A 20,946-nucleotide genomic window follows, 5' to 3' on the forward strand; every position below is an offset into this window, starting at 1 on the left:
CCCGCGGGCCTCCTCTCGGCGTCAGCAGCAAGACTACGCACGCCGAACGGCTTTCGGGCAGGGGGTGACCCGCCGCTCACTTCGCATCCGCGGCCAGTGTGACCGACGTGTTCTGCCGGTCGGCGCCGCGCCGGAACTCCACGGTCACCACCGAGCCGGGCGCGAACTTGCGGACCAGGGCGATCAGGTCCGTCGGTTCGGTCATCGGCCGGCCGTTGAGCTTGGTGATCACATCACCGACCCGCAACCCGGCCCCCGCCGCCGGCCCGGACGGCTCCACCGCGGCCAGCCGTACGCCGCCGCCGGCACCCACGCCCGGGCCGCCGACCTGCGCGCCGATCACCGTCCGCCGGGCCTTGCCGGTGCCGATGATGTCCTGGGTCACCCGCTTGGCCTGGTTGATGGGGATGGCGAAGGCGAGCCCGATGTTGCCGGCCTCCTGCCCCTCGGCGACCAACGACTTGATGGTGGAGTTGACCCCGACCACCCGCCCGGCGCCGTCGACCAGCGGGCCACCGGAGTTGCCGTGGTTGACGGCGGCGTCGGTCTGGATCGCCGCGTAGTAGCGCACCGGACCGCCCGGCTCCCCGGCCTGCATCGTCCGGTCCAGCGCGCTCACGATGCCGGCCGTGACCGTGTTGGCCAGCGAGAGCGGCGAGCCCATGGCGAGCACCGGATCGCCGACGGCCAGCGCGTCGGAGTCGCCGAACTCGACCGGCCGCAGCCCCGTCCGGCTCACCTTGATCACCGCGATGTCGGACTCCGGGTCCTGACCGACCAGGGTCGCGGGGGCCGAGGTGCCGTCGTTGAAGATCACCGAGGCCTTGCCGCTGCCACCGGCCACCACATGGTCGTTGGTGATCACGTGACCGTCGGCGCTAGCGATGAAGCCGGAGCCCTCACTCGTCCCGCCGAGGCTGCTCACCCGCACGGTCACCACGCTGGGCAGCACCCGTTCGGCGACCCCGGCCAGGGACTCCGGCTTGCGCTGGGCCAGCGCGGGCGCCTGCGCCGGCTCCCCGCCGAGCACCGTCCCGGCGGCGCCACCGCGTACCGCGAACGCGTAGCCCAGCGCGCCACCGAGCGTGCCGGCCAGCAGCGCGGTGATCACCGGGATGAGCAGCAGGTGGCGCAACGTCGGCCGGCCCGGTGCGTCCGGGTCGGTGACCGCCTCGGGCTCGGTGCCGGTGACCACCACCCCGGGCACCACCACCGCGGCCGGTGCCGCCGGGTCCCGCCACGGATCGGCGAGCGCGTCCGACCACCAGGGCGAGGCCGCGGCCGGGCTCGGCGGCGTGGTCGATGCCGGCCAGGCGGCCGGCTGCTGCGTGGTCGATGCCGGCCAGGCGGCCGGCTGCGCGGCGATCGGCGGACCGGCCACCGGGGTCGCCCCCGGCAGGCTCCCGGCCGTCGATGCGTTGCCGGGCGACGCCGCGGGCGCGCTGCCGGCCGCCGGCGCGGTCGGCGACCCCGCCGGCGGGGTCCCTGCCCCGGACGGGGCCGCCGGAGTCTCACCGCCCCGGCGCCAGTCCCAGCCGTCGGTCACGTAGGTGCCTCCCAGTCCGTCCCCGGATCCCGCGCCGCGTCGCCCGGCCACGGACCGGCGCGGTCGCGGCTGACGGGATACCGCCTCCAGGATTGCACGGATGCGCGCGGTGGAGTCAGCGGTTGCCTCCGGTGATCACGAGGGGCGGAGGCGCGGCTGCGCCCCGCAGCGGTCGCCTCTACGCTCACAGTGCCAACCCGCCCCCGCACCACGCACCGTCCCGGAGGTGCCCCATCGCCACGGTCGCCGGTTCCGGCGGTTCGACGACCCAGGCTCAGCAGTTCGCCGAGTCGTACGTGACCGAGGATCTCGTCCTACGTACCGCCCGCAGCCTGGCCCACGAGGTGGGCCTCGACGCGGTCACCCCCGGCGCGGGAGCGGCACTGCGGCTGCTGGCCGCGGCCGGCAACGCCCGGGCGGTGGTGGAGATCGGCACCGGCACCGGTGTGAGCGGTGTCTGGCTGCTGCGCGGCATGCGCGCCGACGGCGTGCTCACCACCATCGACGTGGAGGTGGAGCACCAGCGGATCGCCCGGCGGATCTTCACCGAGGCGGGCTTCGCCGCCGGCCGCACCCGGATCATCACTGGTCGCGCGCTGGACGTGCTGCCCCGGCTCGCCGACGGTGCGTACGACCTGGTCTTCGTGGACGCCGAGGCGACCGGCTTCCACGCCTGCGTGGAGGCCGCGCTGCGACTGCTGCGCCCCGGGGGTGTGCTGGCGCTCAACGGCATGCTGGCCGGCGGCCGGATCGCTGACCCGGCCGCCCGCGACGCGGAGACGGTGACCGTCCGCGAGACGATCAAGGCGGTGCGGGAGTCGGAGCACTGGATTCCCGCGCTGCTCCCGGTCGGCCACGGGGTGCTCGCGGCGGTGAAGTGCTGACCCCGGTCAGTTGACGCTGGCCAGCCACCGCAGCAGCGAGCGCACGCCCCAGCCGGTCGCGCCGCGGCTGACCTCGGCGTGGTCGCCGTCCGCCCACGACGGTGCCGACATGTCCAGGTGCAGCCAGCGGTCCCGCAGCTCGCCGGTGAACTCGCGCAGGTAGAGCGCGGCCAGCACCGACCCGGCGCCCTGCGTCGGCGCGCTGTACAGGTCGGCGACCTCGCTGCCCAGGTACTCGACGTAGTCGGTGTGCAGCGGCATCCGCCAGGCCGCCTCGCCGGCCGCCTCGGCCGCGGCCAGCACGTCGGCGGCCAGCCTGTCGTTCTCGCTGTACAGGGCGGCGGTGCGCTTGCCCAGTGCCACCGCGTTGGCACCGGTGAGGGTCGCCAGGTCGAGCAGCAGGTCCGGCGCGAGCTGGTCCACCGCGTACGCCAGCGCGTCGGCGAGGACCAGCCGGCCCTCGGCGTCGGAGTTGGTCGTCTCGCTGGTCGTCCCGCCGTAGTGCCGGATGACGTCGCCGGGACGGAACGCCGACCCGCTCACCATGTTCTCGGCGAGCGGGGCCAGCGTGGTGATCCGGACGGGCAGCCGCAACGCGGCGGCACCGAGGGTGGCGGCGACGACGGCCGCCGCGCCGGCCATGTCCTTGCGCATCAGCTTCATCGCCGGCACCGGCTTGATCGAGATGCCGCCGGTGTCGAACGTGATGCCCTTACCGATCAGCACCACGTGGGTACGCGCGCCGGCCGGACGCCAGTCCAGCTCGACGAGGCGTGGGCCGCTGGCCGAGCCACCGCCCACGGCGAGGATCCCGCCGAAGCCCTCGGCGGCCAGCTCTGCCGGACCACGCACCCGCAGGTGCAGGTCGGGCAGGTCCGCCGCGGCGGAGGCCACCTGGTCGGCGAACCACTCCGGGTTCTTCACCGAGGACGGGGTGTTGGTCAGGTCGCGGGCGAGGTGGGTCATCGCGGCGGTCGTCCGGGCCGTGGCGACGGTGGTCTCCTGCGCGGCCGGGTCGGCAAGCAGCAGATCGACCTCGCTGAGCGCGGGCGCGTCTCCGGCCTCGGTCAGGCGGAACCGGTACGAGGCGAGCAGCAGGCCCTCGGTCAGCCCGCGGACGGCGGCCTGGCTCACGTCGGCCGGCAGCGCAATAGTGATGTGCGTCTCATCCGCGGCGGAGCGGGCCAGAGCGGCCCCAGCGGTCCGCCAGGCCGCCTCCCCACCGTCACCGATGCCGAGCAGCACCAGCCGGCCGGGGGTACGCCCGGGGCGCAACTGGGTGCGGATCTCTCCGGCTCGACCGTTCAGCCGGGCGACCGGGGCCAGCGCGGCGGCCTCCTCGGCGGTGCCGTCCGGAGGCGCCACGGCGGTGGGCACCGTCTCGGCCGGGGCGTCGCCGCCGGCTGCCGGATCGGCGGGACGGACGGGCAGGACGAGGACGTCGAGCCGGTCGGGCTCGGCGATCGGGCGGATGGCGAGCACGCGGAACCGTACCTCCAGAAAAGTGTCGCGGAGCGGGACCCGACCCGCCTGTCCGCAGCGATGAAGACCCTGAGCCACCGGCGATGCCGGTGGCTCAGGGACTGAGGAACGGTCCGGGCGGTGCACACCGCCCGGACCACTCCTCGCTCAGCCGGCGGCTGCCTTCAACGCGTCACCGAGCGCGTTGGCCTCGTCGGGAGTCATCTCGACGACGAGCCGGCCACCGCCCTCCAGCGGGACCCGCATGACGATGCCCCGACCCTCCTTGGTGACTTCCAGCGGACCGTCGCCTGTCCGCGGCTTCATCGCCGCCATGTTGTCTCCCCTCAGACCTACACCAGGGTCGGTGGGTTGCCCCACAGCCACTTCGTCACGACCACCCGCAACGCTCGCGGGGGTGTCGACCAACGATTTTCCCTGATGAACACCGCCGGACCCAAACCGGAGCAGCATTGATGTAACAGCATCTAGCTTATCTTGAGAAGGCCTGTCACAATGTGCGGTCATGCAGGCACGGTCGGCACTCTTCGACCTGTACGGCGACCACCTCCGACCGAGGGGTGGCCGGGCACCGGTCGCCGCCCTGGTCAAGCTGCTGGCGCCGTTGGGAATCGCGCCGCCGGCCGTTCGCACCGCCGTGTCCCGGATGGTGCGTCAGGGCTGGCTCGACCCGCTCCGGTTGGCGTCCGGACCGGGATATTCGATCACACCGAAAGCCGCCCGACGACTGGACGAGGCGGCAGCCCGGATCTACCGCACCGGCCGGGTCAGCTGGGACGGGCGGTTCGATCTGCTCGTCCTGGAGGCGCCGGGCTCCCGGCGGGACCGGCAGCGACTCGCCGCGAACCTCAGCTTCCTCGGCTACGGCACGCTCGACGAGCAGACCTGGGTGGCCACCCGGCCCGCCGAGGACGTCGACCTGCTGCTCGCCGAGGCCGGCGTCCGGTTCGAGCGGTTCACCGCCTCACACTTCTCCGGCACCCCGGGGGCGATGGGCGTGGTCCGCCGGGCCTGGAACCTGACCGAGATCGGTCGCGCCTACGAACGGTTCGTCGCCGACCAGCGCCCGCTGCTCAGCGCGGTCACCGTGCGCAGCACCGACGAGGAGGCGTACGCGGCCCGGTTCCGGCTCGTGCACGCGTGGCGTACCTTCCTGTTCCGGGACCCGCAGCTACCTCCGGCGCTGCTGCCCGAGCGCTGGCCCGGCACCGCCGCGGCCAGTTTCTTCGACCGGCACGCGGCCCGCCTGCGTCCGGCCGCCGACCGTTACGTCGAGCAGTGCCTCGACGCCGGTAGCCGCATCGTCCGACAGAAGGGTCGTTAGAACGTGACCGAACCGTTGCTCGTCGACCGGACCGATGCCGTCGTCACCCTCACGCTGAACCGGCCGAAGGCCATGAACGCGCTCGACGTGGCGCTCAAGGAGGCCCTGCGGGACGCGCTGGCCGAGCTGGAGACCGACCGGTCCTGCCGAGCTGTCGTGCTGGCCGGAGCGGGCGGGGCGTTCAGCGCCGGCCAGGACCTGCGCGAGCACGTGGCGACGCTGGAGAGCACCACGGGCAACCCGCTGGACACGGTGCGGGCGCACTACAACCCGATCGCGGCCCGGCTGGCCAACCTGCCCAAGCCCGTGGTGGCGGCCGTCCGCGGGATGGCCGCCGGGGCGGGCGCGTCGCTGGCCTTCCTCGCCGACATCCGGATCGGCGGACCGACCACGAGCTTCCTGATGGCCTTCGCCAAGGTGGGCCTCGCCGCCGACACCGGCGCCTCCTGGACGCTGCCCCGGCTGGTCGGCCACGCCAAGGCGGTGGAACTGCTGATGCTGGCCGAGCCGGTCCGCGCCGAGGAGGCGTGCCGGCTGGGGCTGCTCAACAAGCTGACCGACGACGACGAGAAGGTGCTGCCGGCCGCGCAGGAACTCGCCGCCCGGCTCGCCGCCGGCCCGACCGTCGCGTACGGCGCGATCAAGCGGCAGCTCTCCATCGCCGACGCCGGCACCCTCGCCGACGCGCTGGCCGCCGAGGCGCAGGCGCAGGCGATCTGCGGTGCGACGACCGACCACCGGGCGGCCACCCTCGCCTTCGTCGGCAAGCAGAAACCGGTCTTCGAGGGACACTGAACGCGATTCGCACCCCGTCCTGACCGTCCTCGAACATGGGCCGCCTAGCGTCTGCCCACATGAGCGATCGTGAAGCGGTGGCGCACCTGCTGCGCCGGGCCACCTTCGGGCCCACCGCCGACGAGGTGGACGCGGCCGAACGCGCCGGACCGGCGGCGGCCCTGGACAACCTGCTCACCCCGGTCCGCCCCGACCGGGGTGCGGCGGCCACCCCGCCGCCGGCACTGGGTACGGACCCGTACGCCCGCTTGACCGGCGAGTCCACCCGCGAGCAGCGGCAGCAGGCCAACGCCGAGCGCCGGGAACAGCTCCAGCGGCTGACCCTCTGGTGGCTGGACCGGATGGTGGCCGCCGAGGACGGGCTGACCGAGAAGCTCCTCTTCTTCTGGCACGGACACTGGGCAACCAGCGCGCAGAAGGTCAGATCCGCCCACCTGATGCTGGGTCAGTTGGAGACGCTGCGCCGCCACGGGCGCGGGCCACTGGGGCCGCTGATCGCCGCGATGGTGCGCGACCCGGCCCTGATCCTCTGGCTGGACGGGCAGAAGAACACCCGCAAGGCGCCGAACGAGAACCTGGCCCGCGAGCTGATGGAGCTGTTCACCCTCGGCATCGGCGGATACACCGAGGCCGACGTGAAGGCCGGTGCCCGGGCGCTGACCGGCTGGGTGGTGGACCGGCGCAGCGGCGTCGCCCGCTTCGAGACCCGCCGGCACGACCCCGGGGAGAAGACCATCCTCGGGCGCAGTGGCCGGTTCGACGCCGACGCGTACGCCGGGCTGCTGGCCGCTCAACCCGCCGCGGTGGCGTTCGTGGCCCGGCGGCTCTGGTTCCGCTACGCCGGCACCGAGGTCCCGGCGCCGGTCGACCTGGCCGGCGCGGACACCGTCACCACCCTGCGCGCGCTCTTCTCGTCGACGGCTTTCGTGGCGACCCGGGGAACCCTCGTCAAGCAACCGGTGGAGTGGATGGTCGGCGCGCTGCGGCAGCTCGGCATCCGACCCTCCGCTCTGAACGAGCAGCAACGGAAACAACTGCTGGCTGGCCTGAACGCGCTGGACCAGGTGCCGCTGCGACCGCCCAGCGTGGGTGGCTGGCCGGCCGGCGCCGCCTGGCTGACCACCTCGTCGTTGCAGGCCCGGCTCCGGATGGCCGGGATGCTGGCCGCCACCACGGCACCGGCGGTGCTGGCCCGGCTGACCGCCGCGCCCGCCGCCGGCCGCCCGGACGCCCTGGCCCGCCTGCTGGTCGTGGACGGCTGGGGTGCCCGGACCCGGGCGGCCCTGACGCCCCTGGCCGGCGAGCCCCGCAAGCTCCTGGCCGCCGGCCTGGTCAGCCCCGAGTACACCGTCAGCTGAGCGGAGGAGTCGACCGATGGACACCCTGACCCGACGGAGGTTCCTGCTCACCAGTGGGGTGGTCGGCGCGGGCGCGCTGGCCGCCGGGGCTGGCGCGTACAGCCTGCGGGACCTGCTGGACACCGCCGGTGACCGCGATCCGCAGTCCCGCACGCTGGTGCTGGTCACCCTCTATGGCGGCAACGACGGTCTGAACACCGTCATCCCGGACGGCGACCCGGCCTACCGGGCGGCCCGCCCGGAGCTGGCGTACCCGGATGGCGAGGTGCGGCGGTTGGACGACGACTTCGGCCTCAACCCGGCACTGGTCGGCCTGCACCAGCGCTGGTCCGGCGGTGGGCTGGCGGTCGTGCGCGGGGTCGGCTACCCGAAGCCCGACCGCAGTCACTTCCGGTCGATGGACATCTGGCACACCGCGCAGCCTGACCGCCCGGGCAACACCGGCTGGCTGGGTCGCTGGCTGGACCTGGCGGGCGGGGATCCCCGGCTGGCGGTCTCCTTCGAACCGGCGCTTCCGCCGCTGCTGGCGGGTGCGCGCAGCGCAGGCGCGGCGGTGCCCGTGACGGACCGGAAAGCGGCCCGGGGGTTGCCCGCCGAGACGCTGGCCGCGCTCGCCGCCGCCGAGGCGGGTGAGTCCGCCGCCCGGGGCCGGGCCGCCGCCTGCTTCGCCGACCTGCGATCCGTCGACGAGATGATCCGCCAGGTGCGTGACTCCGCCGACGGGGACGCGGCGGACCCGGACGGCGAGCAGGCACCGGCGACGGCCACCGGCGGGGCCCGGACGCCGTTGGACGCGCAGTTGGATCTGGTCGCGCAGTGTGTGGAGGCCGGCGTGTCCACCCGGGTCTTCTCGGTGTCGCTGGGTGGCTTCGACACGCACGCCGACGAGAAGCAGTTGCAGGCCGTCCTGCTGGGTCAGCTGGATCGGGCGCTGACCGGGTTCGCCGACCGGATGAGCCGGACCGAGGCGGGGCGGAAGGTCGTGGTGGCGGTCTACTCGGAGTTCGGCCGCCGGGTCCGGGCCAACGCCTCGGACGGAACCGACCACGGCACCGCGTCGGACATGCTGCTGCTGGGGGCCGGGGTGCGCGGCGGCTGGCACGGAGCGGCACCCAGCCTCACCGACCTCGACGACGGCGACCTGAAATACACCACCGACTTCCGGGACGTCTACGCCACGCTGCTGGAGCGGGTGCTGGACACCGATCCGGGCCCGGTGCTCGCCGACTGGCGGGGACGGTTGGCCGGGTTGTTCTAGTCGTCCTCTTCCGGGTCCTGGTTGGCCTCGGCACCCAGGACGAACGCCTGCATGGCCAGCTCGTCCCCGGACGGCGACACGAAGGCGGGCAGCTCGCGCGGCCCCAGCTCCTGCACGTAGGACCAGAACAGCCGGACCGCCTCGGCCGGCGTGCCGGCCTCGATGGGCAGGTCGAGGCTGACCAGCCAGGTACGCCGCGCCGGGGGCGGGCCGAGCCGGTCGGCCAGCGCCCGGAAGGCGGCCGGATCCAGCGCGGTGACCGGCCCGTCGAGCGTCAGCCGCTCGGCCGGCACCGGCTCGTCGAAGGCCCGCCGGGTGTACGCCACGACGAGCGTCCCGGGCTCGTTCGGGGACTGGGGGTCGTCGGGGTCTTCCCGGTGCCGCCGGCCCGGGGCGGTGACCCGGCCGAGCGCCACCAGCCGCAGCGGCGCGTCGGCCAGCACGGCCACCCGGTCACCGGGGCCCGGCCGGCCGACGTCGGTCAGCCCGGTCAACTCCAGCGCGTCGTGGTGCACGAGCCGCTCGGCCTCGTACCGCTCGGCCGGCAGCAGCACGGCCCAGGTGCCCGTCCGGTCGGCGTGGCCGGCCTCGCCGGCCCGGTGCGCGGTCTCGGTCGTCATGCCTGCAATCCCATCACGCCACCGCCGGGAGCGTGACGTGGCAGCCGACGATGTGATCGTCGACCATGCCGGTGGCCTGCATGAGCGCGTACGCGGTGGTCGGGCCGACGAATCGGAAGCCGCGCTTCTTGAGCGCCTTGGCCATCGCCGTCGACTCGGGGGTGATCGCCGCGAGCTCGGCGAACGAGGCGGGGCGGGCCGGTCGGGGCGCCGGGGCGAACGACCAGAGCAGTGCCGAGAGCCCGTCGGGCAGGTCCAGCGCCGCGCGGGCGTTGGCGATCGCCGCCTCGATCTTGGCCCGGTTGCGGACGATGCCGGCGTCGGCGAGCAGCCGGGTCACGTCGGCGTCGTCGTAGCCTGCGACGGTCGGGATCCGGAACTCGTCGAAGGCCAGCCGGAACGCCGGACGCTTGCGCAGGATGGTCAGCCAGGACAGGCCGGACTGGAACGCCTCCAGGGTCATCCGCTCGTAGAGCGCGTCGTCGCCGCGCAGCGGCCGCCCCCACTCGGTGTCGTGGTAGACGGCGTAGTCCGGGGTGCTCGCCCCCCAGGCGCAGCGGGGCAGCCCGTCGGCGCCGATCACCAGGTCAGTCACCTCGTACACGCTAGGGCATCCCACCGACACGCCACCGGGGTCAGGGCAGCCGGCCCTGCTCGACGAGACGGGCGAACCTCTTCAGCGCCTGGGTGAGGCTGACCTTGGAACCGGGCCAGAGCACCGGCCACGCCAGCTGACCGACCCGGCCGCCCGGCAGGTGGAACCACTCGTGCCAGACCACCTGGGTGCGGTCCCGGTCCATCTGGGTGCAGCGCAGCACACCCGGGCCGCGAAGGAGCTGGCCGCAGTGCACCACGCCGATCTCGTACGGCTCGTCGACCCGGACGACCCGCATCTCGTCGCGCAGCACGGCCGGGCCGAGGGTGGTCACCGCCTCGATCCGGCTGCCCTCGCGGCCGTCGCCCTCGACCACCCGCACGCGGGTGAACGGGATCCAGTCGGACTGGCGCTCCCAGGCCAGCAGTGCGGCGAAGACCCGCCGCGCCGGTGCTTCGACGATCACCGTGGCGGTCACCTCGCCGGCACCCGGTTGCGCCGCCTCGTGAAGATCGTCGGAGCCCTCCGGGCCGGTCACCCGCTCTCCGACCGCACCACCGCGCCGTGCTGGGCGCCGTCGCCGGCCGGCTCCCCGACGATCGGCGCCACGCCGTCGGAATCCGCGGGAGAGGACGTGGCATCAGGCAGCGGGTCGGTGCCGGCGGAGCCGGCATGGGCCGTGGTGGGCTCACCGGTGGCCGGCGCCACGCCGTCGGAATCCGCAGGAGACGAGGTGGCGTCGGGAAGGACGCCGGTGCCGGCCGAGCCGACCGGGGTCGCGTCCTCGCCGGTCGTCGCCGCGCCGGCGGACTGCTCACGGGCCTGGCGCAGCGCCTCGGCGTCGGTGGTGCGTCCCTCGCGCAACGCGGTGACCTCCGCCTCCAGCACGCCGATCAACTCGGCCTTGTAGCCGATGTCGTAGGCGGCTCGGCGCATCGCCTGATCGACCTGCGCCATCCGGTACCCGCGCAGCGCGGTGTCGAAACGAACCTCGCCCACATCGGATTCCCGCAACGGCCGGCTGCCGGGCAGCGGCACGGCCTGCGAGTCCGGCTCGGCCGGCACCAGGCCGGGATCGCGGCCGCTGACCAGCACCGTCACGCCGAAGATCACCGCCGCGACGGTCAATGCCACGACCAGGAGGAGCAGAAGCTGACCCATGCACTGATCGTGGCATGGCGGCCGGCCGTGAGCGAGCCCACCACCCCGATCACGATCGGCCTCGACGCCCGACCGGCACACCCGTCGGCGGACCGGCTAGCGTCGGACCGGCCGGCGCTCGCGGCGACGGTGCGGATTCTCAGGAGGCGGGCATGGCCGGGTCGCTTCGGCTGGGTGGGCGGACGTTCGCCCCCGGCGAGCTGGTGGTGATGGCGATCGTCAACCGCACCCCGGACTCGTTCTTCGACCGGGGCGCCACCTTCGCGGCGGACAGCGCGTTGCGCGCGGTCGAGCGGGCGGTGGACGAGGGCGCGGCGATCATCGACATCGGCGGGGTGAAGGCCGGGCCGGGCGTCGAGGTGGACGCCGCCGAGGAGATCCGGCGCACGGTGGACACCATCGCCGCCGTACGCGACGCGTTCCCGGACGTGGTCATCTCCATCGACACCTGGCGTGCCGAGGTGGCGGTGGAGGCCGTGGCGGCCGGCGCCGACCTGCTCAACGACACCTGGTCGGGTGCCGACCCCGCGCTGGCCAGGGTGGCCGCGCAGACCGGCGCCGGGCTGGTCTGCTCACACGCGGGCGGGTTGGTTCCGCGGACCCGACCGCACCGGGCCGCCTTCGACGACGTGGTCGCCGACGTGGTCGCGACGGTGACCGGGCTCGCCGAGCGCGCGGTGGCGGCGGGGGTACGCCCCGACGGGATCCTCATCGACCCGGCGCACGACTTCGGCAAGAACACCCGGCACTCCCTGGAGATCACCCGTCGGCTGGACGAGCTGACCGGCACGGGTTGGCCGCTGCTGGTGGCGCTCTCCAACAAGGACTTCATCGGCGAGACGCTGGACCTGCCGGTGATCGAGCGGTTGGAGGGGACGCTGGCCGCGACCGCGATCTCCGCCTGGCTGGGCGCCCGGGTGTTCCGGGCCCACCAGGTCGGGCCGACCCGCCGGGTGCTGGACATGGTGGCCTCGATCCGCGGTGACCGACCGCCCGCGGTGGCCCGACGGGGCCTGGCCTGACCGGTCGTCGCCGCAACGGGCCGCGAACGGCCGGGCGGACCGGCACGATCGCCGGAGGCCGCGCCGGTCACGTCCAGCGCAGGATGTTCCTACGCCAGGCATAGAGGATGCCGAGTGCGAGCACCGCCACGAAGATCGCCATCTCCACCACCGTGACCAGGCCGAATCCCGGCCGGTCGAAGACCACGGCCCAGGGGAAGAGGAACACCGCCTCGACGGCGAACAGGACGTACAGGTAGGCGTAGACGTAGTAGCGGATCTGCATCTGCGCCCAGTCCGCCCCGACCGGGTCGAGCCCGCACTCGTAGCTGGTCCGCTTGCCGACCGGATCAGCCGGACGGGCAGGACGTAACACCCGGTTGGCCGAGAACGCCGTAATGAAGAACAGAACGCTGGCGAGCAGCAGGAGCCCGAGCGTGGCGTACGAGCCCAGGTATCCGGTCACGTCCGGAGCCTACCGCCCGCCCGGAAAGGCCGTATCGAACACGTTACGGATTTGTTTCCGGCTGGGACTAGTGCACCAGGGCAACTGTTATCGAGTATTGGACTCTCACCATGTCACCGGAGGACAGATGGCCAGCGTGAAGGCAACGCCCGGTCACCGGGCTGCGGGGTGGCGTCCCACTCCGCTGCTGGCGACCTCGCTCGCGCTCGGCCTGCTCGCGGCACTCGCCGTGGGGCCGGCCTGGGCCAGCGCCGCGCTGCCCGAGGCCACCCCGGTCGCGGGGGTGACCGACCCGGCGACGGAGCCCGAGCCGGACCCGGAGACGACCCCGGCGGAGGAGCCCACCCCGACCGACGACCCGGGTGGTGATCCCGAGCCGACCGACCCGGCACCGGAGACCACCGCGCCCCCGCCGGAGACGACGCCCCCGGCCCCGGTGACCACCACGCCGGACGTGCCACCGGCACCGACCACCACCGCTCCCGGGCCGGGCGCCACCAGCCGCCCACCCACCCCCCGGCCGCCGGTGCCCCCGGTCCGCCCACCGGCGCCGGGCCCGGAGGCGCCGCCGCCGAACCCGCTCGGCGTGCAGGTCACCACCGAGGACGTCACCGTCACCGGCGCGTACTGGAACGCGGCCAGCACGATCACCACGCTGCGGGTCACGGTGACCAACACCGGCATCGCCGCCCAGCGGATCCGACTGTCGTACCGGCTCCCCGAGGGGCTGACCGACGCCGGGACGAAGGGATGCGCCACCACCGGCCTCCGCGCGTACCGCTGCGGGGCCTGGACGACCGCGCCGGGCGCCCGGTTCAGCAGCCTGCTCCGGCTGCGGGTCGCCGGCAACGCCTGGCGGCAGATGCCGCTCAGCGGATCCGTGCAGGTGGCCGCGGAAGCGCCGGGAGTGGCCGGCGAGGCGACCGACGACCAGGGCTTCGCGGTGCTCTTCCCGCCCGGCCCGCCGGTTTCGGGGATCTCGCTCGACGCCGACGAGGTGGCCTTCGACATCAGCGGCGCACCGAGCACCCTCACGGTCCGGCTGGGCAACACCGGCGAGGCGGACGCGGCCGGCCAGGTCGAGGTGGTCCTGCCGGCCGGCGTGAGCGTGCCGACCCCACCGGCCGGCTGCGTGGCGGTCGACACCACCCGCACCCGCTGCGACGCCGGCTCCGTGGCGGCGGGCAGGACCGTCGAGCTGCGGCTGCCGGTCGAGGCGACGCCGCAGGCCCAGCGGGAGGCGCCGCTGTCCGGTGCCGTGATCGGCCAGCTCGACCCGCGCAGAGGCCCGACCCGGCAGGTCCAGATGAGCTTCCGGATCACCGCGGCGGCCGCGCTTGCCACCCCGGTCGTCTCACCGCCCGCGCCGACCGGCTCCCAGGGCGTGCTGTCCGGAGGGGGTGCCTCCCACGACGGCCCGATGACCTCCGTGGAACGCACCGCGGCCATCCTGATCGGGGTCTCCGCCCTGCTGGTGGTGCTGGCCCTGGTGCTGGCCACCACCTCGCTGCGTCGCCGGCTCAGCGACCGGGTGGCCGGGCCGACCGCCGCGCCCACCGACTGACCAGTGCGACACCCGACGGCCGGCCTACCGGGTGGCCGGCGGGACGTCGACGGTGATCTGGATTACGGCGGGCCGGGTGAAACACCGCAATACTGCCCAATTCCCCGCCGGATCCGGTCCCAGTCGGCGGACCTCCAGGGAGGGTCGGGGGCCCATTCGACGTAGGCTCTCAGATGAGGAACGACAGCGGACCGGACCGGCCTGGGGCGGTGCGTTGCAGCGTTGCGTCAAGGAGGTCCCGTGGCCGGGCAAGGCGAGGTCACCATGATGTTCAGCCGGCCGCGCGACCGCGCGCAGCGAAGCGAGGTGCAGGCGTGAGCGCGAGGAGTGAGCCGGTTTTGCGAGCCCCGCAGTCGCGAACGAAGGTGGCACAGTGACCAAGCAGATCCGTCAACTCGACCGGGTGGTCATCCGGTTCGCCGGTGACTCCGGCGACGGCATGCAGCTGACCGGCGACCGGTTCACCTCGGAGACGGCGCAGCTCGGCAACGACATCTCCACGCTGCCCAACTTCCCCGCCGAGATCCGCGCTCCCGCCGGCACCCTGCCCGGCGTGTCGAGCTTCCAGGTGCACTTCGCCGACTACGACATCCTCACCCCGGGCGACGCGCCCAACGTGCTGGTGGCGATGAACCCGGCGGCGCTCAAGGCCAACCTGGCCGACCTGCCGCGCGGCGCGGACATCATCGTCAACACCGACGAGTTCACCAAGCGCAGCCTGGCCAAGGTCGGCTACCAGACCAGCCCGCTCGAAGACGGCTCGCTGGCCGGCTACGTCGTGCACCCGGTGGCGCTGACCTCGATGACGGTCGGCGCGCTCGCCACCCACGAGGTGTCCAAGAAGGACGCCGAGCGGTCGAAGAACATGTTCGCCCTCGGCCTGCTCTCCTGGATGTACTCCCGGCCGTACGAGTCGACGCTGCGCTTCCTGGAGCGCAAGTTCGCGGCGCGCCCGGAGCTGGTGGCGGCGAACGTGGCCGCCTTCCGGGCCGGGTGGAACTTCGGCGAGACCACCGAGGACTTCGCGGTCCGCTACGAGGTCAAGCCGGCGAAGATGCAGCCGGGCACCTACCGCAACATCACCGGCAACGCGGCACTCTCGCTGGGCCTGGTCGCCGCCGGGGTCCGCTCCGGGCTGCCGGTCTTCCTCGGGGCGTACCCGATCACGCCGGCGTCGGACATCCTGCACGAGCTGAGCAAGCACAAGCGTTTCGGCGTGCTCACCATGCAGGCGGAGGACGAGATCGCCGCGGTCGGCGCCGCGCTGGGGGCGTCGTACGGCGGCTCGCTCGGTGTGACCACCACCAGTGGTCCGGGTGTGGCGCTCAAGAGCGAGACGATCTCCCTGGCGGTGGCGCTGGAGCTGCCGCTGGTGATCGTGGACGTGCAGCGCGCCGGCCCGTCCACGGGCATGCCGACCAAGACCGAGCAGGCCGACCTCAACATGGCGCTCTACGGCCGGCACGGCGAGGCGCCCGTCGCCGTGATCGCGCCCCGGTCACCGTCGGACTGCTTCTTCGCCGCGCTGGAGGCGGCGCGGATCGCGCTGACCTACCGCACACCGGTCATCCTGCTGTCGGACAACTACGTCGCCAACGGCTCCGAGCCCTGGCTGCTGCCCGACGTCGAGTCCCTGCCGGACCTGCGGGTGGAGTTCGCCTCCGAGCCCAACGGCGAGGACGGCACCACCTTCCTGCCCTACCTGCGCGACCCGGAGACGCTGGCCCGACCGTGGGCGATCCCGGGCACGGCGGGCCTGGAGCACCGGATCGGCGGGCTGGAGAAGGCCGACAAGACCGGCGACATCTCCTACGACCCGGCCAACCACGACTTCATGGTGCGCACCCGGGCTGCCCGGATCGAGACCATCCCGGTGCCGGACATCGAGGTGGAGGACCCGGACGGCGACGCCCGGGTGCTGGTGCTCGGCTGGGGCTCGACGTACGGCCCGATCGGTGCGGCGTGCCGGGGGCTCCGTCAGCGTGGCCTGTCCATCGCCCAGGCGCACCTGCGGCACCTGGCCCCGATGCCGGCCAACCTCGGTGAGGTGCTGCGCTCCTACGACCGGGTGGTCATTCCGGAGATGAACCTGGGCCAGCTCGCCCACGTCATCCGGGCCCGCTACCTGGTCGACGCGATCAGCTACAACCAGGTCCGCGGCCTGCCGTTCACGTCCACGGAGCTGGAGACGACGCTGGAAGAGGTGCTGAAGAATGTCTGAGCCCGTCGCCCTCAAGCTGACCGCCAAGGACTTCAAGTCCGACCAGGAGGTCCGCTGGTGCCCCGGCTGCGGTGACTACGCCATCCTGGCCGCCATCCAGCAGTTCATGCCCGAGTTGAACATCCCCCGGGAGCGGACGGTCTTCGTCTCCGGGATCGGCTGCTCGTCCCGCTTCCCGTACTACATGAACACGTACGGGATGCACTCGATCCACGGTCGCGCCCCGGCGATCGCGACCGGCCTGTCGGTGTCCCGGCCGGACCTGTCGGTCTGGGTGGTCACCGGCGACGGCGACGCGCTCTCCATCGGCGGCAACCACCTGATCCACGCGTTGCGGCGCAACGTCAACCTCAAGATCCTGCTGTTCAACAACCGGATCTACGGTCTGACCAAGGGTCAGTACTCGCCCACCTCCGAGGTCGGCAAGGTCACCAAGTCGACCCCGGCCGGCTCGGCGGACGCCCCGTTCAACCCGCTCTCGCTCGCCCTCGGCGCGGAGGCCAGTTTCGTCGGCCGGACCATCGACTCGGACCGCAAGCACCTCCAGTCGGTGCTGCGGGCCGCCGCCGAGCACGAGGGTTCGGCGTTCGTGGAGATCTACCAGAACTGCAACATCTTCAACGACGGGGCGTTCGACCAGCTCAAGGATCCGGGCACCCGGGACGACTACCTGATCCGCCTGGAGCACGGGCAGCCGATCACCTTCGGCACCGATGGGCGGTTCTGCGTGGTGCACCCGCCGGGCGGGTTCGGCCTGGAGGTCCGGGAGACCAGTTCGGTCCGCCCGGAGGAGATCGTCGTGCACGACGCGACGGTGGCCGACCCGGCGTACGCCTTCGCGCTGTCCCGGCTGCCCGGTCTGGACCTGCGCAACACCCCGATCGGGGTCTTCCGCTCGGTGGACCGGCCCTCGTACGACAGCGTGGTGCAGAGCCAGCTCGCCGCCGCCAAGGCGAAGGTCACGGAGACTCCCGAGCAGCAGCTTGCCGGCCTGTTGGGCAGCGGCGACACCTGGACGATCATCTGACCCGTACGGCATGACGAGAGCGGCCGTCCCCTGGTGGGGGCGGCCGCTCTCGTCGTGTGTGCTGCTACTCAGCGCTGGGCGGAGGCGGGCAGCCAAAGGTTGTCGATCTCCTTCTCGGCCGCCGCGAGGCTCGCCTCGTGCAGCGGGATCAGGTCGGCCATCGCCGGAACCTCGGGGGCGAGGGTCAGCTCGGTGGTGATGAAGCGCGGCTCCAGGCCGGTCATCGAGAGGCCGTGCGGGAGCCATGGCTCGGCGTGGTCCCAGCCATTGCGGGGCGCGCCCTCGCCGTAGCCGCCACCTCGGGTGGCCAGCACGACGAACTCCCGTCCACCGAGCAGGCCCTGCTGGCCGGCCGGGTCGTAGGCCAACCCGGGCAGGATCAGGTGGTCCACCCAGGCCTTGACGCTGCTCGGTGGGCCGTAGTTGTAGAGCGGCAGCCCGAGCAGCACCACGTCGGCCTGCTGCACCTCGCGGACCAGCCGCTCGCTGAGCTCCCACGACTCGCGCTGCGCCGGGGTGTGCTGGTCGGTTGGCGTCATCCGGGCCAGGCCACTCGCCGCGTCCAGGTGCGGCAGCGGCTCGGCGCCCAGGTCACGGTAGGTCACCACGCCGTCCGGGTGGGCGGCCCGCCAGGTGGCGACCGCGCGGGCGGTGAGCCGGCGGCTGACCGACCAGTCGCCGCGGATGCTCGAATCGATATGCAGCAGGTTCATCATTACCCCTCCAAGGATCGTCTGTGTAGCACCAACCATTTATAGCAGGCCGATGTTTCGTCGACTGGGTAGACTGGGTCACATGTCCGCCCAGCCGCTCGTCCCGTCGGAGCACCGCTCGGGCGCGCTACTGGACCATCTGGCCCGGCGCATGCGGCTGCGATCGGAGTCGGTGCTGGCGCCACTCGGCCTGCGGCCACGGCATCTGGTTGCGCTCACCGTGCTGCGCGACGGCGACGGAATCAGCCAACAGGCGCTCGCCAGCACCCTGGAGATGGACAGCACCAACATCGTGGGGCTGCTGAACGACCTGGAGGCGAAGCAGCTGATCGAGCGGCGGCGCTCGCCCGAGGACCGTCGCCGGCACGTCGTCGAGCTGACCGAGGACGGGGCGAAACGCCTCAACGAGGCCGAATGTGCCCTCGCCGGTGCCGAGGACGAGGTGTTGGGAGCACTGGAGCCCGCCGACAGGGAGAGGCTCTACCTACTGCTTCGGCAGGCCGCCACCGGGACGACGGTCATCTGCAGCACGGCGATTCACGAGGACGACACGTCCTCCGACACCTGCTGACGCCGCCGGGGGCGGCTCAGACCGTGGCGGCAGACTGGGGACGGTCGTCGCGGACGTGCACCAGCATGTCGCCGGTCTCGATGATCGCGCCGGCCCGGTCGGCCAGAGTGACCACCTTGCCCCGCCGGACCAGGGCGATCACCAGCGAGTCCAGTTCCCGAGGGGAGCGACCCACCTCGTCCCGCTCCGCCGAACGCATCGCCAGCGCCATTCCCTGACCCGGGGTGAGCAGGTCCTCCACCACGTCGATGAGCGGCGGCGCCGAGGTGGAGAGGCCGAGCAGCCGGCCGGCGGTGGCGGAGGAGACGATCACGTGGTGGGCACCGCTCTGCTTGAGCAGCGGGGCGTTCTCGGCCTCCCGGGCGGCCGCGATGATCCGGACCTGCCCGGCGGTGACCTGCCGCACGGTCAGCGCCACCAGCACCGAGGCGTCGTCGCTGTCGGTCGCGATGATCACGGCCTTCGCCGTCCGGACGTGCGCCTCCTCCAGGACCGACGACCGGGTCGCCGAACCCTCGATGGCGACCAGCCCGGCGGAGGTGGCCTGCCGCAGGGCGGGGCCGCTGCGTTCCACCACCACGATTCTCGACCGGTCCAGACCGTTCTCCATGAGAGCGGAGACCGCGCTACGGCCCTTGGTGCCGTAGCCGCAGATGATGACGTGGTCCTTCACGGTTCTCCTCCACCGCGACAGGCGACGGCCGGTCCGGTACTGCTCGGTCAGGACTTCCAGGGTGGTGCCGACCAGGATGATCAGGAAGAGCACCCGGGCGGGGGTGACGAAGAGGACGTTGACCAGACGCGCCGACTGTGCGGCGGGCGTGATGTCACCGTATCCGGTGGTGGAGAGGGACACGACCGCGTAGTAGAAGCAGTCGAGCAGCGTGAGCCCGTCCTCGTTGACGTCGCGGTAGCCGTCCCGGTCGAGGTAGACCGCGGCCACCACGGCGAAGACCAGACCCAGGGCGGCGGCCAGCCGGATGCTCAGGGCGCTCAGCGGGCCCCGGCGCTGCGCGGGAAAATGGATCACCGTCGAACCTGCTCCACGACCGTCGCCTGCACGACCACAACATAGCGGGTACGCCGCTCACCGCACGTCCGGGTGGCGCACGGACGTGCGCCCGCCGCGCCAAGTCGCCCCAGGGGTCGGCCCGGACGGCCCCAAGCGGGCATGATGGGGCTGTCCCTGGACGACGACCGCGAGAGTGAGGCCCGCATGTCGTTGCTGCGACGAGTGATCGGCGGGGTGCTGCGCCGCCACCGCCAGCGTCAGGGCCGCACGCTGCGCGAGGTGGCCCAGTCGGCCGACGTCTCCGTGCCCTACCTCTCCGAGGTCGAGCGGGGGCGCAAGGAAGCCTCCTCGGAGGTGCTCGCGGCGATCTGCCGGGCGCTCGGCATCAGCCTCTCCGACCTGCTCGGTGAGGCCCGTGACGACATGCGCCGGGTCGAGCCCCGCCTGCCGGCCGCCCCGCGGGCGATGTTGACCAGGCTGGAGCGGGTCGAGGTGACGCGGCATGACAGCGGTAACGCGACGCTGCTGGTGGGCCCGCGTTCCGGTGGGCTGGTCCTGCACCGCGGGCCGGGAATGGGCGAGCCGGTCCTGAGCGCGCGGCAACTGACCGCCGCGTAGCCCGCCTCTTTCTGCCGTCGGCGGATCTGCCGGCGGCAGAACCCCTGGGCCGGGCACCGCCGCCGGACGCACGCTGGAGGGGCCGGTCCCCCGGGCGGTCCCGCCGCCCGCCGGCACGGCGGAAGGTGGCGGCGAATGATCGGGTACGGCGTGCGGATGCTGGACGGCGGGCAGCCGTCCTTGGGTGACCAGGTGTTCGAACGGCTGCTGCGGGAGCGGATCGTCTTCCTGGGCACGGAGGTGACCGAGGAGTCGGCCAACCAGATCTGCGCGCAGATCCTGCTGCTCGCCGCCGAGGACGCCGATCGGGACATCCACCTCTACATCAACTCGCCGGGCGGCTCGGTGACCGCCGGGATGGCGGTCTACGACACGATGCGCTACGTCCGCAACGACGTGGCGACGCTGGCGCTCGGGTTCGCCGGCTCGATGGGGCAGTTCCTGCTCTGCGCCGGCGCGGCCGGCAAGCGGTACGCGCTGCCCCACTCGCGGATCATGATGCACCAGCCGTCGGGTGGGATGGGCGGTACCGCCTCGGACATCACGATCCAGGCGGAGAACATGCTGCACGTGAAGCGGACCATGCAGGAGCTGATCGCCCAGCACAGTGGACGGACCCTGGACGAGATCCAGCGGGACTGGGACCGGGACCGCTGGTTCACGGCCGAGCAGGCCCGCGAGTACGGCCTCATCGACCAGGTGCTCAGCCGGGCCGAGCAGCTACCGGCGG

The 20,946-nt window shown here is 73.0% G+C and carries 21 protein-coding genes and 1 pseudogene; 12 read left to right on the forward strand and 10 right to left on the reverse strand.

What is annotated here, in order from left to right:
- Positions 1-76: 76 nt before the first annotated feature.
- Positions 77-1,561, reverse strand: coding sequence for a S1C family serine protease (locus ACTWLT_RS07190; RefSeq protein WP_445317649.1), 1,485 nt, complete (start codon positions 1,559-1,561; stop codon positions 77-79).
- A gap of 281 nt (positions 1,562-1,842) precedes the next feature.
- Between ACTWLT_RS07190 and ACTWLT_RS07195 the strand changes: the two genes are divergently transcribed.
- Positions 1,843-2,430, forward strand: a complete 588-nt coding sequence (locus tag ACTWLT_RS07195; protein WP_445317621.1) for an O-methyltransferase — start codon at positions 1,843-1,845, stop codon at positions 2,428-2,430.
- A 6-nt stretch (positions 2,431-2,436) separates the two neighbouring features.
- On the opposite strand, the gene ACTWLT_RS07200 is transcribed toward ACTWLT_RS07195, so the two are convergent.
- Complete coding sequence (locus tag ACTWLT_RS07200) at positions 2,437-3,912, reverse strand: leucyl aminopeptidase family protein (protein WP_445317622.1); 1,476 nt, start codon at positions 3,910-3,912, stop codon at positions 2,437-2,439.
- 147 nt (positions 3,913-4,059) lie between these two features.
- Positions 4,060-4,227, reverse strand: a complete 168-nt coding sequence (locus tag ACTWLT_RS07205) for a DUF3117 domain-containing protein (protein WP_007455245.1) — start codon at positions 4,225-4,227, stop codon at positions 4,060-4,062.
- Between the two features lie 190 nt (positions 4,228-4,417).
- Between ACTWLT_RS07205 and ACTWLT_RS07210 the strand changes: the two genes are divergently transcribed.
- From ACTWLT_RS07210 to ACTWLT_RS07225, 4 genes are read left to right on the forward strand one after another with little or no spacing between them, the layout of a single operon-like run.
- Positions 4,418-5,236, forward strand: a complete 819-nt coding sequence (locus tag ACTWLT_RS07210; RefSeq protein ID WP_445317623.1) for a PaaX family transcriptional regulator — start codon at positions 4,418-4,420, stop codon at positions 5,234-5,236.
- Positions 5,237-5,239: 3 nt separating this feature from the next.
- Positions 5,240-6,031 carry an enoyl-CoA hydratase-related protein gene (locus ACTWLT_RS07215; RefSeq protein ID WP_445317624.1) on the forward strand — a complete coding sequence of 264 codons (792 nt, stop codon included), beginning with the start codon at positions 5,240-5,242 and terminating at the stop codon, positions 6,029-6,031.
- A gap of 59 nt (positions 6,032-6,090) precedes the next feature.
- Positions 6,091-7,389, forward strand: a complete 1,299-nt coding sequence (locus tag ACTWLT_RS07220; RefSeq protein WP_445317625.1) for a DUF1800 domain-containing protein — start codon at positions 6,091-6,093, stop codon at positions 7,387-7,389.
- A 16-nt stretch (positions 7,390-7,405) separates the two neighbouring features.
- Positions 7,406-8,647, forward strand: a complete 1,242-nt coding sequence (locus ACTWLT_RS07225) for a DUF1501 domain-containing protein (protein ID WP_445317626.1) — start codon at positions 7,406-7,408, stop codon at positions 8,645-8,647.
- On the opposite strand, the gene ACTWLT_RS07230 is transcribed toward ACTWLT_RS07225, so the two are convergent.
- Genes ACTWLT_RS07230 through ACTWLT_RS07245 form a run of 4 tightly spaced genes read right to left on the reverse strand, consistent with a single transcriptional unit; the run spans position 8,644 to position 11,023 of the window.
- Entirely contained in the window at positions 8,644-9,267 is a 624-nt protein-coding gene (locus ACTWLT_RS07230; RefSeq protein WP_445317627.1) for a hypothetical protein, read from the reverse strand. The two genes, ACTWLT_RS07225 and ACTWLT_RS07230, sit on opposite strands and share 4 nt — an antisense overlap.
- 13 nt (positions 9,268-9,280) lie before the next feature.
- On the reverse strand, positions 9,281-9,862 hold the full coding sequence (locus tag ACTWLT_RS07235; protein WP_445317628.1) for a DNA-3-methyladenine glycosylase I: 582 nt from the start codon (positions 9,860-9,862) through the stop codon (positions 9,281-9,283).
- A 40-nt stretch (positions 9,863-9,902) separates the two neighbouring features.
- Positions 9,903-10,400 (reverse strand): SRPBCC family protein, encoded by a 498-nt coding sequence (locus ACTWLT_RS07240; protein WP_445317629.1) that lies wholly within the window; start codon positions 10,398-10,400, stop codon positions 9,903-9,905.
- Positions 10,397-11,023, reverse strand: a complete 627-nt coding sequence (locus ACTWLT_RS07245) for a DivIVA domain-containing protein (protein ID WP_445317630.1) — start codon at positions 11,021-11,023, stop codon at positions 10,397-10,399. The genes ACTWLT_RS07240 and ACTWLT_RS07245 overlap by 4 nt, the downstream gene beginning before the upstream one ends.
- 152 nt (positions 11,024-11,175) lie before the next feature.
- Here ACTWLT_RS07245 and folP point away from each other — a divergent pair, with 152 nt between their 5' ends.
- Positions 11,176-12,045 (forward strand): dihydropteroate synthase, encoded by an 870-nt coding sequence (gene folP, locus ACTWLT_RS07250; protein WP_252415959.1) that lies wholly within the window; start codon positions 11,176-11,178, stop codon positions 12,043-12,045.
- A gap of 67 nt (positions 12,046-12,112) precedes the next feature.
- Here the strand turns inward: folP and ndhC are convergent, their stop codons facing one another.
- Positions 12,113-12,490, reverse strand: a complete 378-nt coding sequence (gene ndhC / locus ACTWLT_RS07255; RefSeq protein ID WP_252415960.1) for an NADH-quinone oxidoreductase subunit A — start codon at positions 12,488-12,490, stop codon at positions 12,113-12,115.
- A gap of 127 nt (positions 12,491-12,617) precedes the next feature.
- On the opposite strand from ndhC, the gene ACTWLT_RS07260 reads away from it, so the two are divergent.
- The 3 genes from ACTWLT_RS07260 (at position 12,618) to ACTWLT_RS07270 (ending at position 17,302) form a co-directional block, all read left to right on the forward strand.
- Complete coding sequence (locus ACTWLT_RS07260; protein ID WP_445317631.1) at positions 12,618-14,054, forward strand: hypothetical protein; 1,437 nt, start codon at positions 12,618-12,620, stop codon at positions 14,052-14,054.
- 373 nt (positions 14,055-14,427) lie between these two features.
- A complete protein-coding gene (locus tag ACTWLT_RS07265) occupies positions 14,428-16,275 on the forward strand; it encodes a 2-oxoacid:acceptor oxidoreductase subunit alpha (RefSeq protein ID WP_445317632.1) in 1,848 nt (615 codons plus the stop codon).
- The gene (locus ACTWLT_RS07270; protein WP_445317633.1) at positions 16,268-17,302 is read left to right on the forward strand and encodes a 2-oxoacid:ferredoxin oxidoreductase subunit beta; all 1,035 of its coding nucleotides are present in this window, start codon (positions 16,268-16,270) and stop codon (positions 17,300-17,302) included. Before ACTWLT_RS07265 ends, ACTWLT_RS07270 begins: the two co-directional genes overlap by 8 nt.
- Positions 17,303-17,370: 68 nt before the next feature.
- Here the strand turns inward: ACTWLT_RS07270 and ACTWLT_RS07275 are convergent, their stop codons facing one another.
- On the reverse strand, positions 17,371-18,015 hold the full coding sequence (locus ACTWLT_RS07275) for an FMN-dependent NADH-azoreductase (RefSeq protein ID WP_445317634.1): 645 nt from the start codon (positions 18,013-18,015) through the stop codon (positions 17,371-17,373).
- An 82-nt stretch (positions 18,016-18,097) separates the two neighbouring features.
- On the opposite strand from ACTWLT_RS07275, the gene ACTWLT_RS07280 reads away from it, so the two are divergent.
- On the forward strand, positions 18,098-18,586 hold the full coding sequence (locus tag ACTWLT_RS07280) for a MarR family winged helix-turn-helix transcriptional regulator (RefSeq protein ID WP_445317635.1): 489 nt from the start codon (positions 18,098-18,100) through the stop codon (positions 18,584-18,586).
- 16 nt (positions 18,587-18,602) lie between these two features.
- Here ACTWLT_RS07280 and ACTWLT_RS07285 read toward each other — a convergent pair whose 3' ends face one another.
- Positions 18,603-19,616 (reverse strand): potassium channel family protein, encoded by a 1,014-nt coding sequence (locus tag ACTWLT_RS07285; protein WP_445317636.1) that lies wholly within the window; start codon positions 19,614-19,616, stop codon positions 18,603-18,605.
- 186 nt (positions 19,617-19,802) lie between these two features.
- On the opposite strand from ACTWLT_RS07285, the pseudogene ACTWLT_RS07290 reads away from it, so the two are divergent.
- Positions 19,803-20,404 (forward strand): annotated as a pseudogene (locus tag ACTWLT_RS07290) (helix-turn-helix domain-containing protein).
- On the forward strand, positions 20,352-20,946 hold a 595-nt coding region (locus tag ACTWLT_RS07295), incomplete at its 3' end, for a ClpP family protease (protein ID WP_445317637.1). The pseudogene ACTWLT_RS07290 and the gene ACTWLT_RS07295, both read left to right, overlap by 53 nt.

This window comes from Micromonospora yongxingensis (assembly GCF_052601155.1).

What these genes read in the sequence shown, in the direction of transcription:
- ACTWLT_RS07205 (WP_007455245.1), bottom strand. Translation starts at nt 4,227, where the DNA reads ATGGCGGCGATGAAGCCGCGGACAGGCGACGGTCCGCTGGAAGTCACC.
- ACTWLT_RS07210 (WP_445317623.1), top strand. Translation starts at nt 4,418, where the DNA reads ATGCAGGCACGGTCGGCACTCTTCGACCTGTACGGCGACCACCTCCGA.
- ACTWLT_RS07220 (WP_445317625.1), top strand. Translation starts at nt 6,091, where the DNA reads ATGAGCGATCGTGAAGCGGTGGCGCACCTGCTGCGCCGGGCCACCTTC.
- ACTWLT_RS07225 (WP_445317626.1), top strand. Translation starts at nt 7,406, where the DNA reads ATGGACACCCTGACCCGACGGAGGTTCCTGCTCACCAGTGGGGTGGTC.
- ACTWLT_RS07230 (WP_445317627.1), bottom strand. Translation starts at nt 9,267, where the DNA reads ATGACGACCGAGACCGCGCACCGGGCCGGCGAGGCCGGCCACGCCGAC.
- ACTWLT_RS07245 (WP_445317630.1), bottom strand. Translation starts at nt 11,023, where the DNA reads ATGGGTCAGCTTCTGCTCCTCCTGGTCGTGGCATTGACCGTCGCGGCG.
- folP (WP_252415959.1), top strand. Translation starts at nt 11,176, where the DNA reads ATGGCCGGGTCGCTTCGGCTGGGTGGGCGGACGTTCGCCCCCGGCGAG.
- ACTWLT_RS07260 (WP_445317631.1), top strand. Translation starts at nt 12,618, where the DNA reads ATGGCCAGCGTGAAGGCAACGCCCGGTCACCGGGCTGCGGGGTGGCGT.
- ACTWLT_RS07270 (WP_445317633.1), top strand. Translation starts at nt 16,268, where the DNA reads ATGTCTGAGCCCGTCGCCCTCAAGCTGACCGCCAAGGACTTCAAGTCC.
- ACTWLT_RS07275 (WP_445317634.1), bottom strand. Translation starts at nt 18,015, where the DNA reads ATGAACCTGCTGCATATCGATTCGAGCATCCGCGGCGACTGGTCGGTC.
- ACTWLT_RS07280 (WP_445317635.1), top strand. Translation starts at nt 18,098, where the DNA reads ATGTCCGCCCAGCCGCTCGTCCCGTCGGAGCACCGCTCGGGCGCGCTA.